The organism is Methylobacillus glycogenes JCM 2850 (assembly GCF_000617925.1).
Taxonomy (GTDB): domain Bacteria; phylum Pseudomonadota; class Gammaproteobacteria; order Burkholderiales; family Methylophilaceae; genus Methylobacillus; species Methylobacillus glycogenes.
On sequence record NZ_BAMT01000001.1, the window covers coordinates 550,736 to 565,545 of the forward strand.

At 52.4% G+C, this 14,810-nt stretch carries 20 protein-coding genes and 1 pseudogene; 17 read left to right on the plus strand and 4 right to left on the minus strand.

Annotated features, from left to right (window positions below):
- The first annotated feature begins 36 nt into the window (after nt 1–36).
- The 4 genes from JCM2850_RS20190 (at nt 37) to JCM2850_RS02655 (ending at nt 1,935) form a co-directional block, all read left to right on the plus strand.
- Nucleotides 37–327: a hypothetical protein gene (locus JCM2850_RS20190; protein WP_051525228.1), complete on the plus strand. Its 291-nt coding sequence runs from the start codon at nt 37–39 to the stop codon at nt 325–327.
- A 32-nt stretch (nt 328–359) separates the two neighbouring features.
- On the plus strand, nt 360–644 hold the full coding sequence (locus JCM2850_RS02645) for a hypothetical protein (protein ID WP_025869679.1): 285 nt from the start codon (nt 360–362) through the stop codon (nt 642–644).
- 50 nt (nt 645–694) lie between these two features.
- Nucleotides 695–1,237, plus strand: coding sequence for a hypothetical protein (locus JCM2850_RS02650; protein WP_036265371.1), 543 nt, complete (start codon nt 695–697; stop codon nt 1,235–1,237).
- A gap of 311 nt (nt 1,238–1,548) precedes the next feature.
- Entirely contained in the window at nt 1,549–1,935 is a 387-nt protein-coding gene (locus JCM2850_RS02655) for a hypothetical protein (RefSeq protein WP_025869681.1), read from the plus strand.
- A gap of 96 nt (nt 1,936–2,031) precedes the next feature.
- Here JCM2850_RS02655 and JCM2850_RS20845 read toward each other — a convergent pair whose 3' ends face one another.
- From JCM2850_RS20845 to JCM2850_RS02670, 3 genes are all read right to left on the minus strand, one after another.
- Nucleotides 2,032–2,247 carry an acyloxyacyl hydrolase gene (locus JCM2850_RS20845; RefSeq protein WP_159105115.1) on the minus strand — a complete coding sequence of 72 codons (216 nt, stop codon included), beginning with the start codon at nt 2,245–2,247 and terminating at the stop codon, nt 2,032–2,034.
- Nucleotides 2,207–2,563: an acyloxyacyl hydrolase gene (locus JCM2850_RS21345; RefSeq protein WP_148301175.1), complete on the minus strand. Its 357-nt coding sequence runs from the start codon at nt 2,561–2,563 to the stop codon at nt 2,207–2,209. The genes JCM2850_RS20845 and JCM2850_RS21345 overlap by 41 nt, the downstream gene beginning before the upstream one ends.
- A gap of 186 nt (nt 2,564–2,749) precedes the next feature.
- Nucleotides 2,750–3,085 carry a hypothetical protein gene (locus JCM2850_RS02670; RefSeq protein WP_025869683.1) on the minus strand — a complete coding sequence of 112 codons (336 nt, stop codon included), beginning with the start codon at nt 3,083–3,085 and terminating at the stop codon, nt 2,750–2,752.
- 460 nt (nt 3,086–3,545) lie between these two features.
- Between JCM2850_RS02670 and JCM2850_RS16595 the strand changes: the two genes are divergently transcribed.
- A complete protein-coding gene (locus tag JCM2850_RS16595) occupies nt 3,546–3,959 on the plus strand; it encodes an NAD(P)H-dependent oxidoreductase (protein ID WP_234406040.1) in 414 nt (137 codons plus the stop codon).
- Nucleotides 3,960–4,074: 115 nt separating this feature from the next.
- Here JCM2850_RS16595 and JCM2850_RS02685 read toward each other — a convergent pair whose 3' ends face one another.
- Nucleotides 4,075–5,229 carry a sigma-54 interaction domain-containing protein gene (locus tag JCM2850_RS02685; protein WP_025869684.1) on the minus strand — a complete coding sequence of 385 codons (1,155 nt, stop codon included), beginning with the start codon at nt 5,227–5,229 and terminating at the stop codon, nt 4,075–4,077.
- A 401-nt stretch (nt 5,230–5,630) separates the two neighbouring features.
- Between JCM2850_RS02685 and JCM2850_RS02695 the strand changes: the two genes are divergently transcribed.
- The 12 genes and pseudogenes from JCM2850_RS02695 (at nt 5,631) to JCM2850_RS22280 (ending at nt 14,769) form a co-directional block, all read left to right on the plus strand.
- Complete coding sequence (locus JCM2850_RS02695) at nt 5,631–6,368, plus strand: class II aldolase/adducin family protein (RefSeq protein WP_025869685.1); 738 nt, start codon at nt 5,631–5,633, stop codon at nt 6,366–6,368.
- A 17-nt stretch (nt 6,369–6,385) separates the two neighbouring features.
- A complete protein-coding gene (locus tag JCM2850_RS02700) occupies nt 6,386–7,432 on the plus strand; it encodes an ABC transporter substrate-binding protein (protein ID WP_025869686.1) in 1,047 nt (348 codons plus the stop codon).
- A gap of 184 nt (nt 7,433–7,616) precedes the next feature.
- The gene (locus tag JCM2850_RS02705; protein ID WP_025869687.1) at nt 7,617–8,711 is read left to right on the plus strand and encodes an ABC transporter substrate-binding protein; all 1,095 of its coding nucleotides are present in this window, start codon (nt 7,617–7,619) and stop codon (nt 8,709–8,711) included.
- Nucleotides 8,712–8,824: 113 nt separating this feature from the next.
- Nucleotides 8,825–9,871, plus strand: coding sequence for an ABC transporter substrate-binding protein (locus JCM2850_RS02710; protein ID WP_025869688.1), 1,047 nt, complete (start codon nt 8,825–8,827; stop codon nt 9,869–9,871).
- A 385-nt stretch (nt 9,872–10,256) separates the two neighbouring features.
- On the plus strand, nt 10,257–10,625 hold the full coding sequence (locus JCM2850_RS23725) for an ATP-binding cassette domain-containing protein (protein ID WP_369384802.1): 369 nt from the start codon (nt 10,257–10,259) through the stop codon (nt 10,623–10,625).
- Complete coding sequence (locus JCM2850_RS23730) at nt 10,610–11,092, plus strand: ABC transporter ATP-binding protein (protein ID WP_369384803.1); 483 nt, start codon at nt 10,610–10,612, stop codon at nt 11,090–11,092. Before JCM2850_RS23725 ends, JCM2850_RS23730 begins: the two co-directional genes overlap by 16 nt.
- A 29-nt stretch (nt 11,093–11,121) precedes the next feature.
- A complete protein-coding gene (locus tag JCM2850_RS02720; RefSeq protein ID WP_439645840.1) occupies nt 11,122–11,955 on the plus strand; it encodes an energy transducer TonB in 834 nt (277 codons plus the stop codon).
- 39 nt (nt 11,956–11,994) lie between these two features.
- Nucleotides 11,995–12,731: pseudogene (locus tag JCM2850_RS16605) on the plus strand (MotA/TolQ/ExbB proton channel family protein).
- Entirely contained in the window at nt 12,731–13,138 is a 408-nt protein-coding gene (locus JCM2850_RS02730) for an ExbD/TolR family protein (RefSeq protein ID WP_025869690.1), read from the plus strand. The pseudogene JCM2850_RS16605 and the gene JCM2850_RS02730 overlap by 1 nt, the downstream one beginning before the upstream one ends.
- Before the next feature lie 24 nt (nt 13,139–13,162).
- Nucleotides 13,163–13,984, plus strand: a complete 822-nt coding sequence (locus JCM2850_RS02735) for an ABC transporter permease (protein WP_025869691.1) — start codon at nt 13,163–13,165, stop codon at nt 13,982–13,984.
- Nucleotides 13,985–13,987: 3 nt separating this feature from the next.
- Nucleotides 13,988–14,284, plus strand: coding sequence for an ABC transporter permease (locus tag JCM2850_RS22275; RefSeq protein WP_234406041.1), 297 nt, complete (start codon nt 13,988–13,990; stop codon nt 14,282–14,284).
- On the plus strand, nt 14,263–14,769 hold the full coding sequence (locus JCM2850_RS22280; RefSeq protein ID WP_234406042.1) for an ABC transporter permease: 507 nt from the start codon (nt 14,263–14,265) through the stop codon (nt 14,767–14,769). The genes JCM2850_RS22275 and JCM2850_RS22280 overlap by 22 nt, the downstream gene beginning before the upstream one ends.
- Nucleotides 14,770–14,810: the final 41 nt, after the last annotated feature.

The following is a 14,810-nucleotide window of genomic DNA, read 5'->3' on the forward strand; positions in this document are numbered from 1 at the left end:
CAGTTAAAAGCTGGGGAATTTTTAATCTCCAAAGCCTTGCATAAAGCCTCTTGTGCTCAATCTGGTTTATCTTTTGATACCAAGTTTGATCTCAATCAAATATTGGAATTGCCCTGGGGCAGAGATTTCTTTGACGTGCCCCCAAAACCTCAGCATGGGCAGCATCCCAAATTAGGCAGCTTGCATATAGAAATGGCACGCGCCTCAATGCTGCCGCTAAAGCCATCCAGCGGATATAAAAGCAACGCCTCTCCATTAAACGCCTATAGCTCTCTTAAATTGCCTTTGCAGAATTTATTAGGATATATTGATAAAAATATCAGTTAATCTAACTCTTTCTCAAGTGGCTCAAGGAAAGCATGGCGAATGATCTGCAGCAACGTATAGAGGCCGTGGAGCGCATCACGGCCTTGTTCCGTACTGAACGTCTGGTTTATCTTGTTGCCACGTCCATTGCCTGTGTCATGGTATTGGCATCCGCCATCAGAATCTTGCTGCAGGGGCAGGCGGGCTATGGCGAGTTAAGCCTGTTGTTTGGTAGTTCAGGTTTTATCGCATATCAATTGGGCAGGCTGCTGCTGATGTGGACAGAAGCTATCAAGCGGCTGATTCCGATTGATGAACCTGCGGAGAAAGCCAAATGATGCAGGCTGATTTGCAGGCAATTGAAAGGGCATCAAAACGAGCTGCACGAGTGAGCGCGATTGGCGGCTTGATCGTGCTGGGTTCTATCATTTATTCGTTTATCCATATCACGACGATAGAAAAGGAAGTCCAGGCAAAAAAAGCGGAAATCCACGCGCTAAATAATGAAGTGACTGCCTTGCAAGCGCAGATTCCACAGTTGACCCATCAAGTGCAAGACCTGGGGCAAACTCAGGATGGCATTCTGGATTTTCTCACCACGGTCACAGACAGCAAGAGTATCAATATCCTCGACCCAGATGTTGATTGGGCCAGCGTCAAACAAAGCATAGAAAAAATGCCGCATGGCATGCGCAAGCAAACGCTGTTGAATGCCATTCTGCTGGCGTGGAAAGATATTCCCTTCACCCTAGGCGGTAAATCCGTCACCGCTGGCTTTGATTCTCCTTCTTTCATGGCTTTTGTGCTCTCAAAGAGCAAAGTGCCAGTAGAAAGAACGCCTGGAGTGCGGCTCTCTGATAGCTTGATGCAACAATTTCACCAAGTGGACCAACCAGGCCTGGGGATCTGGTGTTTTATAAAGGTCAGGTAGGGAGTTTTGGCCTGATCTATCTCGCAGATGGAAAACCAGGTAGTGCAGGCGTTGGGGTAGGCACATTGCAAGCGGCATCACCTTTGCAGATCATGAGTTTGGATAATGTGAATACTCGATATTTCCCCAGAATAGGATATTTCCGGGTGAATTATCCAGACGAGCTTGAATGATCACAGCTGTGCATCACGCCATGCGCTTGGCAATGGGTTTATTTACAATAAAGCATTAAATACCATTCATTGATGACCTATATAGCTCAATAGGTTATATTCGCGGCTTAAATTAATAATCACATTTAGCAAGGTGGCATGATGTTGAAGCGTTCCGGAATATTTGCTCTCTTGCTTATCCTGCCCATATTGGCGAGTGCAGATGAGGCACAAGGTTTGGCCAGGCAGTCTTTCAGTCTGGTAAAAGAGAGGGACGCAGTGTTGATGCAGGTGATTGCGGCGGGTACGGCCAAGGATTATCGGCATAACATTCACCAGCCCATCATTCAGATGGTGCGCAAATGGCCGCGCTTTGGCGATCAGCGCTACGATGCTTTCAGTCCCTGCCGTATTATGTTGGATTCATTCAGGCATTATTCCGATGCGCAGTTCAAGGCCAAGGGGCATTTGACTGCGGATTCTCCGCTGGCCAAGGTTTACCATAGCGATCTGCGTTCTTGTCAGGCCATGGTGGGAGAGGCCTGAGCGGCTTAAAGCGCTAGCCTAGAACATTGCCGAGAGAGAACCTCACGGCCAGGCAATCGCACTGGCCGGGGTGTAGCATTGTGTTAAGCTTTATGTTTAGAAGTGGTAGCCAATGCGAATTTCATTGAAGTTGATGCCAGGATTGGTGCTGGTGATGCCCGCGTTGGAAAAATGCTGTATCCGATAGCTCACATCAAACTGCTGTCTGTCACCAAAGGTCATGCCCAGGCCAATATGGGTACCAAATTCAAAGCGTGAACCCATGCTTTGCTCACCGTGGATTTGCTTGCCGGAAAATTGATACGCGCCCACCCCAACTTCTGCATAAGCTGATGCTATTGGCAAAGGCGTTACGTTGAAAACGGAACACGGGTGCAATGCCTATGCCATAGAGTTCTTTTTCAGGTCTGGGACCATCACCTTTCCAGGCGGTGCCGCTCAGTTCCCAATAGCCCCCCAATGACCAATCGCCTTCGGTAAACCAGCGTTTATCCCAGTTCCAGGTGAGCGAGACGGTAGCCAAATCAGCATCTGAACCTGAGCCTCCCGCAAAGGCAATGCCATCAACCGCGTAGGCAGGCGCGCTGACCATACAGCACAAGAAAAAAATACCAGTGATGCGTTTCATGAGTTCCCCTGAATATGATCTGTTGAATGCCAATAAGGCACGCTGAGATTAAGGCGTACAGGGGTTTTGCTATATCAGCCAAAGCAATATCTTGCTGTAGGACTAGGACTACATATCTGCGAGGCTGTTGATCATGAAAACGGCGCCATTGGCGCCGCTTGAATTACCTATGATCAAAAATGCGTTTTAAGCGCTGGCAGCACAAAACTGCTGATATTCCTGCGGGTCATCGCTGAACACCGAGTTCTTGTCGACAACCTTGGCGGAAAAGCCTTTGTAACCTACGTATTCACCTTGCGTATCCTTGACGTTGTATTCGCCGCAGACAATGGTCAAACCCTCGTGCTCAACCTTGCGCAAATTCTGGAATTCCACACTCTCGGCATTCGCTACCGAGCGTAGCACTGCGGCCTTGCCATTGAGAATGTCGCGATCAAGATAATTGGGGAATTGTGTAAACGCTATCCAGAGAAACACAATGACGATGCCTGCAATTAGAAACTTCTTGGTGGTTTTTTGCATGATGCTTCCTGTGGGGGGTAGATGGCTGGTATGACATAGCGGTGGCGTTGGAGTTCTATCCCTGTAAAGGTGCGCCACACCACCTGTTGCCAGCGCAGCAACAAAATTTCCAAATGTTGATTTTCAGTCAGCCAGCCAGCATTTAAGTTGCTATAGCAGCAATTAACCTTGATCGTTTCTGGGGTTAATATTGTTTGTACTTGATTTATAATCAATTTTTTATGGCAGCATTCTTGGCATTTTTATTGCTGAAGTCATTTATTGGCATGCTTGCATAGGTGTGCCCGCAAGGTTTGAATCAATCATGTTTTGTAGGAGTAGGTATGGCAAGAATAGTAGGTATCTCGGGTAGCCTGACGCAACCTTCAAGAACCAAGGCTTTGGTGGAAGAGATTACGGCCAGTGCATCGCAAAAATTGCATGCGCCCGCGAGATCATAGATATCGCCCAGATCGCCACTGTGCTGGGTAGCACCATTTCATATAACAACTTCCCCGAGTCCTTGACCCAGATTTACAACAAGGTACAAGAGGCTGACCTGCTGGTGATTGCCAGCCCGGTCTACAAGGCTTCTTATACGGGCCTGCTCAAGCACTTCTTTGATTTGCTCGACCCCAAGGTGTTAGTGGGCAAGGTGGCAATTTTGGCTGCCACTGGTGGCAGTGACCAGCACGCCCTGGTGGTGGATTATCAGCTGCGTACATTGGCAAGCTTCTTTAATGTCTACACCACGCCAACCGCGATTTACGCCAAGGATACCGAGTTCACCGATTACAAGCTCACCAGCGAATCCATCAGCAAGCGCGTGGAAGTGGCGGTAGAGCAGGCCTTGTTCCTGTTGAAGCAGGAGTCACCACAGTCTTTAGTCGCCTGAAACGGCAAGAAAGATAGTGAAGTGCCTGACAAATGACTGAACACAAGTCAGGCACATAATAAAAAAAGCGGCTTCAAGCCGCTTTTTTGTTGCACTGCATTCAGCCGCTTAGCCATCAGGCAATCAGCTTCAGCTCCTTCAGGCGTGCGCGCAGAATATTGCGGCTAATGCCGAGTAACTTGGCAGTGTGCACCTGGTTCTTGTTGCTGTACTCGTAGGCTTTTTTCACCAACACTGAATTCACCAGCTCAAACAGATTGGGCGGCGGCGATTCAAACAACTGGCCGAGTATGCGCTCCAGCTGATAGGTTTCCAGCGTAGTGGTGCTAGAGTTAGCCACCTCAGCCTGGGTCTGATAGCTGGGCTTGCTGCCTGCCAGGCTGGTCAAGCTTGGGCGTGGTTCTGATCTCTCTGTCAGGGTAGTGATTGCGGGCAAGCCCAAATCACGTGGATACAGCACACCAGAGGTTGAAATCAGCAAGGCACGGTGAATCACATTCTCCAGCTCGCGGATATTGCCTGGCCATGGGTATTCCAGCAATTGCTGTATGGTTTCCGGTGCCAGCTTGGGAATATTAGTATGCAAGCGGCTCTTGTAAACATTCAGGAAATGCTCCACCAGCGGCAAGATATCACCCGGACGCTCGCGCAAAGGCGGCAAATCCACGGGCACAACCTTGATGCGGTAGTAGAGATCCTCACGGAAACGACCAGCGCGTACCGCTTCTTCCAGGTCCACATTGGTGGCGGCGATCAAACGTACATCAATCGGCGTAGCCTTGCGCGAACCCAGGCGTACCACTTCACGCTCCTGCAACACACGCAACAGCTTGACCTGGGTGGATTGTGGCAAGTCGCCAATTTCATCGAGGAATAAGGTGCCGCCATTGGCCGATTCAAACCAGCCAGTCTTGGCGGAAGTGGCGCCCGTAAATGCACCGCGCTCGTAGCCAAACAGCTCACTCTCAACCAGCGTCTCAGAAAACGCACCGCAATTGATCGCCTGGAAAGGGCCATCGCGACGCGTGCTCAAGGCGTGAATATGGCGGGCAATCAATTCCTTGCCTGTGCCAGTTTCGCCAATCACAAGCGCAGTGGCGTTGCTGGCTGCGATTTTCTCAATGAGATTAAGCAGGTTTTGCGAACGGGGATCGCTGAATACCAGCGCACTAGCGCGTACAGACAGGCTGACTGCGCTAGGGTTGGGGTGGGTGATCACATGATCCGCGCTTTCGAAAGCGCGTTCATAGTTCCATAGTTCCGCGTGCATCGGGTAAGACTTTCCTTGGTGAGGGGTGAGGCCAATATACGCACAATTCTTTAGCTGGTCTAAAACTATATGTTTATATTTATATATTTTTATGGAATATAGATTGTTAATGACAAGTTATCTTTATTGCAACCAAGGTAACTGCTGGTGTTGCAACAACAGCACGGCCTTGATCAACTGTTTCAATAGCAACAGCTGTTGCCTGCACAGCACTTGCTTATGAGGTTGGGGATATGGGTCTGGCTACTTAAGTTGATGTAATAGAAGATTTTATTTTGCTTTTTCCAAGCCAGCCTCAGCTTGGCACAGCTCTTGCCACTCTCTTGGTCAATAGGCACCCGGTGATAGCCGGGTATTCAGGGCAAGCATGCAGCTGCCCATCATTGACTGCGGGAATTTTTATGACCATCACCAAGATTGAAACCGAGAACGATCTCGAAGCGTTTGCCGCCCAAGTGCTTGCCGATGCCAAAACTGCATTTGCCGCATTCCGCCTCACCAACACCATCACTGCCAACGGAACCGTGGGTTTTGTTGAGCGCGTGCCAGGTGAAGAAAAGCTGGTGATTGTGAATGATCCAGGCCCATTCAATTGGGAAGGCCGTGAGCTGAAGGCGATTGTGGTGGATTTTGAAGGTAACCTGGTGCTGGGTCAGGGTAGCGCAGCTGGATCTGGCCGCTACACCAAGCTGTTCAAGGAGCATGCCGACATCACCACCATCTCCCACGTACATTCACCTTACCTCGGTGCCTGGGCGCAAACCCACCGCACACTGCCTATCCGCTATGTGCCTGTACAACGCTATAACCTGATCCGCGAAATTCCTATCTATATAGATAGACGTCAGCAAGAAGTTGATTTCATTCTCGACCAAATCAAGCTCAACCCACACAACACAGCCATCCTCGAAGCCAATGGTGGTTCCACCGTCTGGGGCAAGCAAGGCTTGCGCAAGACAGCAGAGTTTATTTTGTTGCTGGAAGAGGGCGCGCAGATTCAAACCCTGGCTGATGCCATTGGTGGTTCGCGTGATTACGGTCCTGGCGTACTGGCGCAGCAATGGCGCATGGCCAAGATCTTTGATCAGGCCAAGGCGCTCAACCTGTTGCCTGCCACTGATCTGCCAGCGGCTAACTAGTAGGTACGAGGGGAAACATGAGCGATCAACTCGACCAAATCTGGTTTACGCGTTGCCCAGTACCAACAGCAACTGGCCTGGCTTACAAGCTGGGCTGGCTGACTGAAGAATTTGCCAAGGACGGCATCACCGTCTCTACCTTGCAGGGTGGGCCACGTGAGTACAACCGTCATCATTACGATCACCAACTGCCTACGCTGATCCGCGAAGGCGGCAACCTGCTGGCAATTGCAGCACGTGCGCAAGCAGCACCCACGCGCCTGATAGGCCTGACCTGGATAGACGAATGGCAAGCCATACTGGTGCGTCCGGATTCCGGCATTAGCGAGCCTGCTGCCCTTAAGGGCAAGCGCCTGGCACTGCCTGAGTTTGTCGATCATCCAATCAAGGATCATATCCGCGGCAGCAGTATTGCCCGTGGCATGAGCTTGCATGGTTACAAAGGCGCACTCGGCCTGGCCGGGCTGACACTGGATGAAGTCAAACTGGTGGAAGTAGCTGCTGGTCGTGGCCGTGGCGATGCCACGCGTACCCGTGATGTGCTGGGCGGCCTCTGGGCTGGGCTGGATGATCTTATCACTGGCAATGTCGATGCGGTCTACGTCAAGGGCGCTTCCGCTGTTGAAGCGGCCAAACGCCTAGGCCTGGTGGTTGGTATAGACCTCGATACCTATGGTGACCTGGCATCACGTGTCAACAACGGCACGCCGCGTCCTATCACCGTGCATGAAGATTTGCTGGAAAACCATTTTGATCTGGTTGTGCGCTTCCTGCACCAGACCCTGCGTGCAGCTGAGTGGGCCAAGACCAATCTTGATGGCGTGCGCAGCATTCTGCAGGACGAAACCTTTGCCGGGGCGGAAAGTGTGGCCGAAGCCTACCGCAATGATTTCCACCTGCACCTCGAGCCCACGCTGGATAGCGAGCGGATTGAACTGTTCCGCAAGCAGAAGGAATTCATGTGGATACATGGCCTGCTGGATAGAGATTTTGATCTGGATGCCTGGGTGGATCAACGTCCGCTGCAGGAAGCCCGCAAGTGGCTGACAGAAAAAGCCGCCTAGGCCCGCATTAGCGCAAGTTCAAGCATTACAGGAACGACTAATCCTTCCCAAGAAAACTGTCTCGTTTTCAGCGTCCTTTACCCGTCAACGGGCGAGGCGCTGATTTTTTCTCGGATTTCACAGAGTGTTCAGATACCCCCAAACCGGATTTTGAATCAGACCGGACACGCTTTTTGGAGTAAATATGTTGAGAAATAAACTACTGGGCCTGGCATTGAGTGCCTGGCTTGCCGTACCTACTGCGCTTTCCATCGGTATTTTGTCCAGCTCAGCCTGGGCGGAAGACACCCCCAAGGTGGTACGCATTGCCGCCGTGGTCTACAACATTGCGGGCAAAACCACTTACCTTAACGGCGCTGCCGTGCTGAAAGAAGGCGGCCTGGAAAAAACCCTGCTCGACAAAGGCGTCAAGATTGAATGGGTGCCAGCCTCGCACTCAGCTGTTGGCCCCATCATCAATGAAGGCTTCGCCAGCGGCAAAATAGACTTTGCCTCTTATGGTGATTTGCCGCCTGTGATTCTCAATGCCTCACGGCCTACCGTACAACTGGTTTCCCCCTGGGGCCGCAGCGGTAACTCCTATCTGGTCGTACCTGCCAAATCCAAGGCCAGCAGCATAGAAGACCTCAAGGGCAAGCGCATCGCCTTGCACCGTGGCCGTCCCTGGGAAATCGCCTTTGCTAATCTGGTGGAATCCAAAGGCCTGAGCTTCAAAGACTTCAAGATCGTCAACGTCAACCCGCAAGTAGGTGCAGCGGCCTTGGCAAGCGGCACTGTCGATGGCTTCTTTGGCCTGAACGACGCGCATATCCTGGAGCAGCGTAAAGTCGGCCGCATTATCTGGTCCACCAAGAGCGCGCCACCAGACTGGAAACTCATGGGCGGGCTCTGGGCCAGCAATGACTTCATCAAGAAGTATCCTGAGCTGACCCAGACCATAGTCACTGCCTATGTCAAAACCAGCTACTGGACTTCGCAGGCGGCCAACAAAGATGAGTACATCCGCGAATACGCCACCAATGCCTTGCCAGAAGACGTTATCCGCAAGGATTACGACAATGACATCGTCGCCTGGAAAGACCGCTGGTCACCTTTGTATGACGATGCACTGCTGACGCATTACAAGCGCGTCACCAGCTATGCCAAGCAATCTGGCCTGGTGCGTAATGACGTAGACCTGCAACAACTGCTTAATCCCAAATTTGTGGAACATGCGCTCAAGGAGCTCAAGCTGGAGCACTACTGGGAAAGCAAGCAGGTTCAGGCTAGTGCCAAGTAGAGCCTAAGCTAAGTATTAAATAGGCCGAGTATTAAATAGGCCAGGCTATCAATTTACTCCTGCGCTGCATCTGCCAAGTGATGCAGCGCAGGAGCACCTCATTAGGACATCATATGAAATTCAAAAACGCTCTCGCGCTACTGGCATTGGGTTCCTCAGTAGTCTTCCAGCCTGCACAGGCAGAAGAAGCACTCAAGGTAGTGCGCATTGCCTCGGTAGCCACCAATGTGGCTGGCAAAACCGTATATACCGGCAGCGCCTCGCTGGTGGTCAATGGCACTTTCCCCGAAGAACTGAAAAAGCAGGGCATCAAGGTCGAATGGGTGCCTGCGGCCATGGCCTCGGTAGGCCCGGTGATTAACGAAGGTTTTGCCAGCGGCAAGATTGATTTTGGTATTTATGGTGACCTGCCACCGATTATCCTGAACGCCAGCAAACCCACAGTGCAACTGGTAGCGCCCTGGGGCACCACCGCCAACTCTTATTTGGTCGTGCCCAAAAACTCCACAGCCAAAAGCATTCAGGATTTAAAGGGCAAGCGCATTGCCCTGCATAGAGGCCGCCCCTGGGAGCTGGCCTTTGCCAATCTGCTGAAGAGTCAGGGCCTGAGCTTCAAGGATTTCAAGATCGTCAACGTGAATCCGCAAGTGGGGGCCGCAGCCCTGGCCAGTGGCACCGTGGATGGTTTCTTCAGCCTGTTTGATTCTTATATTCTCGAAGATAGAGGTGTAGGCAAAATCATCTGGTCCACCAAGACTGCCCCTGTCGATTGGAAGTTGATGGGCGGCGTGTGGGCGCGCAATGAGTTTGTGCAGAAAAACCCAGAGGTCACCCAAGCCGTGGTCACTGCTTATCTCAGAAGCGTGCACTGGGTAGCGCAGGATGAAAACAAAGCCGCTTATATCCGCGATTATTCCAACAAGATCTATCCTGAAAGCGTTAACCGCCGCGAGTATGAGCAGGATAACGTCAGCTGGCGTCAACGCTGGTCACCGCTGTATGACAATGCCCTTAAGGAGCATTACCGCAAGGCGGTAGCTTATGCCAAGGAATCCGGCCTGACACGTCAGGAGCCTGATCTGGCGCAGATGCTTAATCCGCGCTTTGTGGAACATGCATTGAAAGAACTCAAGCTGGAAGATTACTGGACTGCCAACTAATGCTCATGCTCAGCATTCAGTATTGACGGGCTTTTCAGCCTTATTCCTGAAAATTATTACACCCTCATAACAGCACTGCCCAGGCAGTGCTGTTTCATTTCCACCAGCACAAACTGTTTATATAGCAACACTTTAATCCAGGCTGATGGTGGCTGGGCAACAGTTGTACAAGTGCCGCCTTGAGATTTGGCTGCTAAATGAATGAATCTAAAGCGTTATGGCGATGGCTTGCTGACTTTGGCATAGCAATTGCTCATATATAACCAAATTAAATGATCGCCCGTGTCTTATATGTTTTTTGTAAGACATTATGGCGACAAAGTATTTAGATACCGCATATGCAAAAGGTATTCTGAGACAGCCGTAAACCGAGAAAGAAAGAAGTATGAGCGCATCTAACACAGTGCTGAATTTCAAGCGCGATCCAGCACTGCAGGACGAGACGGAAGCGTCAGTCCACCAGTCTTCAACTGCCAGTCAGCCAGTTACGCTGACCATCAAGAATGTGGAAAAAAGCTACCAGCTCAGCGGCGAGAGCTTGCAAGTGTTGTCCGGCATCAACCTGGACATACGTGCTGGTGAGTTTATTTCCATTGTTGGCGCCAGTGGTTGCGGCAAGTCCACCTTGCTCAAGCTGGTGGCAGGTCTGGACACTCAGTATGGCGGTGACATTGTTTACCAAGCGCACGTATTGAAGGCACCGATCTTTCTCGCGGCATTGTGTTTCAGGAACACCGCTTGTTTCCCTGGCTGACGGTGGAAGGCAATATCGTCCTGGCGTTTTCTGCCACCGACGTGCCCAAGGCCGAACGCAAGCAAAGAGTACAGGAGCAGATCAACCTCGTTGGTCTGTCCGGTTTTGAAAAAGCCTACCCACACCAGATTTCGGGCGGCATGTCGCAACGTGTTGCCATTGCCCGCGCCTTGGCGCTGCGTCCGCAACTATTGCTGCTGGATGAGCCGTTTGCCGCACTGGATGCGCTGACCCGGCTTAAATTGCAGCAAGAGTTGCAACGCCTTTGGGAACACGAGGGGCTGACCACCATTCTGGTCACCCATGATGTCGAGGAAGCGGTCTTCCTTGGCGATCGCGTTGTGGTGATGCAATCCCACCCCGGGCGCATCAAGCGCATCGTGCCTGTGGATTTGCCACGCCCACGCCTTCGTTCAACCATTGAATTCCAGCGCATCAAAGAGGATGTGCTGACCGATTTTGCCTAGCGCATTCTGGAATTAGCTAAAGGAGGATATTGCAATTGTCTACTTCTGCCTTGAAGCCTTCTGGTGGCCTGCTTGATAGCGCTGATCTCTTGCCTGGCAAGGATCAGATCTCCAAGCGGGTGGCCGAAGCCACAAAGCGCATCGATCACGCCTTTGCCGTGCGGCAAAGGGAACTGCAGGCCGAGGCGGGCACGCCAGGTGCTGGCAGAAACTATCTGGCCTTAGGCTTGGTAGTGATCGCCGCCCACGTTGTGGGTGCTTATTTCTACATCAACAGCCAGCATGTGCCACTTGCGCCCAAGCCCAAGCGTGTAGAAATTGAGATCATCAAGCCGGTGATAGAGCCACCACCCGAGGTCAAGCCGCCACCACCACCTCCGCCACCACCACCGAAAAAGGTAGTGAAGCAGCCGCCCAAGCCGCCTCCTGCCTTGAAGACGCCCGTGGCCGAGCCGGATATCAAGCCTGACGATATTGTGGTGCAGGAAAACCGCGTGGCAGAGAAAACCACGGCCCCGGTAGAGGCAGCGCCCCCTGCGCCGCCAGCGCCACCTGCGCCACCGCCCAAGGAAGAGCCAGTGACAGAAGCCACGGGTTATGCCGGTTATCTGAATAACCCGGCTCCCAAGTATCCGTCATTTGCCCAGCGCCAAGGTTGGCAGGGCACGGTGATATTGCGGGTCAGGGTATTAGCCAATGGTCGTGTAGAACGTGTAGAGATCAAGCAGTCCAGCGGTCGCAAGACGCTGGATGAGGCGGCGATTGAAGCCGTCAACGGCTGGGAATTTGCGCCATCCAAGCGTGGCAACAAGCCGATTGATGGTTGGGCAACGGTGCCCATCGAATTCAAGATCGCCTCCTGATTTAGTAGCACTCAACTCATTTTGTAAGGAAAGAAAAATATGTTCGATATTGCAAACTCCAACTCTCTGATCGTGGATAGCGTGCTGTATGCGCTGATTGCCTTCTCCGTGGTGACCTGGACTCTGTTGCTGGTGAAGGGTTATCAACACTGGCGTGCTGCCAGCCAGACCAAGCGTTACAAAAAGGCTTTCTGGAGCGCCCCCAATATTCTGGCTGCGGCTGATATTCAGGACGTTGACGGCCCGGCTGCCCGCGTAGCCCAGGCTGGTTTCAACACCCTGCATGATGTAGATGCCCACACCAGCAACGATCTGGAGCACACCGGTGACCGTCAGGACTTGCTGGAGCGTTCCCTGCGTCAGCAAATCCTCAAGGAGCGTCGCAGTCTGGATAGCGGCCTGGCTGTGTTGGCCAGTATCGGTAGTACTCACCATTCGTCGGTTTGTTCGGTACGGTATGGGGCATCATGAATGCGCTGACCAATATCGGCGCGCTGGGCTCTGCCAGCCTGGAAGTTGTGGCTGGCCCAATTGGTGAAGCGCTGGTAGCCACTGGTCTGGGTATTGCCGTAGCGGTGCCTGCCGTGTTGGCCTTCAACTTCTTCACCCGTCGCCTGAAGCTGATCAATGGTGATCTGGACGATTTCGCAGCTGATTTGATCCGCCTGTCACGCAAGGCCAACTTTGCCAGCAAGCAGTTAGATACTTCTGCTGCCAAGCACCAGGCTGATAACGCATCTTCTGTTGTTAAACTCAAGAATGAGGCATACGCATAATGGCTTTTTCCTCTACCACTGAAAGCGATGAAGTATTAAGCGAGATCAATATCACCCCCTTGGTGGACGTGATGTTGGTATTGCTGGTGGCTTTCATCGTCACTATCCCGGTGCTTAACAACGCCATTACCGTCAACCTGCCCAAAACCGCAGCAACCCAGCCACCCGAGCCTAAAAAGCCAGTGACTGTCAGCGTTGATGCCCAGGGCAAGGTGTTTGTAGACAAGCAGGAACTGGCGCTGGACAAGCTGGAGCCAGAACTCAAGGCACGTCAGGCCGCCAACCCTGATCTGGCGCTGCACTTGAGCTCTGATGAGTCCGTCAATTATGGCGTGGTGGCCAAGGTCATGGCCTCGATTGAACGTGCTGGCATTACCAAGCTTGCTGTATTGACCCAGGCTGAATAGCCAAAGGCCGGAGAACGTTACGTCATGAGTATAGGCATCCGGGTCGCACTTGGCATCAACCAGGCCGACCCCGTTTTCCGCCGCCGCAGTCGTCTGCGGTTGGCGGCCCTGATTTCCCCGCTGCTGTTCCTGCTGGTCTGGGCCTGGGTGACCAAGCTGGAAATTTTCTCGCCACAGTTGCTGGTTTCCCCATTGGAAGTGCTGCGTAGCCTGCATGAGTTGCTGGATTCCGGCGAGTTGTGGGATCACCTTTCTGTGAGTCTGTCGCGCTTAGGTCTGGGCTTTGTGCTCGGTGCCAGCTCTGGCTTGCTGTTTGGCATACTCATGGCCTTGTCGCGCACGGTGGAAGATTTCTTCTCACCCCTGTTCCAGGCGCTGCGTCAGGTGCCCACCATCGCCTTGATTCCTATCTTCATCCTGCTGTTTGGTATTGAAGAACTGTTCAAGATTGCGATTGTCACCAAGGCGGCTTTCTTTACTGTGGCCTTGTCATCGTATGAAGCCACCAAAGGTGTGCCCAAGAATTATTTCGAGGTGGCGCAGGCTTACAAGCTGCCCACCTGGACTTTGTATTCCAAAGTGGTGATCCCGGCGATTTTGCCGCCTATACTCACTGGCTTCCGCATTGCCTTCTCGCGCTCCTGGACCATACTGGTGGCGGCAGAGTTGCTCGCGGCCGATAGTGGCCTGGGACATATGATGCAGATGGGCCGTGAAGTGTTCCGCATTGATATTGTCATGGTTGGCGTGGTGCTGACCGGGCTGATAGGCTTTGGCATAGACCGCATTTTCAAGTGGGGTGAAGCCAACCTCATCCCCTGGCGCAAGACTGAAGGAAAGCAATAAGCCATGAGCCAGAATACTGTTTCAAGATTCCAGTTCCTGCGCAGTGCGCGCGGCTGGGTGCTGCCAGTGGCGCTGCTGCTGGTGTGGGAGTTTATGTCGCGCCAGAGTGCCGAGCATTCTTATGCTTTTGCCTCTATTTCGCAGATTTTCCATGGGCTGGTTGAGATTATCTCCACCGGAGAGTTGCAGCAGGGGATAGCCGCCAGCGTGCAGCGCGCCTTGCTGGGCTTGCTGATTGGTGGCTCGGCTGGCTTTGTGGTCGGTGCCATTATGTCTTCATGCGTGTGGCCGATGTGTTGATAGGCCCCCTCTACCATATGCTGCGTCAGGTGCCGTTGATGGGCCTGGTGCCACTGTTCAGCCTGTGGCTGGGCAATGGTGACCCTTCCAAACTCACGGTAGTGTGCCTATCGGCGTTTTATCCGCTGGTGCTGGCAACTTATGAAAGCTTGCATCAGGTTGAAGGCAAGTATCGTGAAGTAGGCGATGTCTACAAGCTGGGCAAGTGGCGCACTTTCTACAAGATATTGCTGCCTGCGGCATTGCCCAATATCTTTACAGGTATTTCCTTTGCGCTGGCGTTTGCCTGGCTGGCGACCATAGGCAGTGAAATCCTGTTTGCGGCAGGGGCCGGTCTGGGCAATATCATGATGAATGCCCAAGCTGCCTCGCGCATGGATATCCTGATTATTCTCACGGCGCTGATAGGGCTGCTGGGCTTTTTGATGAACTTCTTCATCAATCGTGCCGGGCGCTATTTGTTCCGCTGGCGCAATCTGCGGTAGTCTTTAGCCCTGATTTGTAATCCGCTGACGGCAGCGCTTGC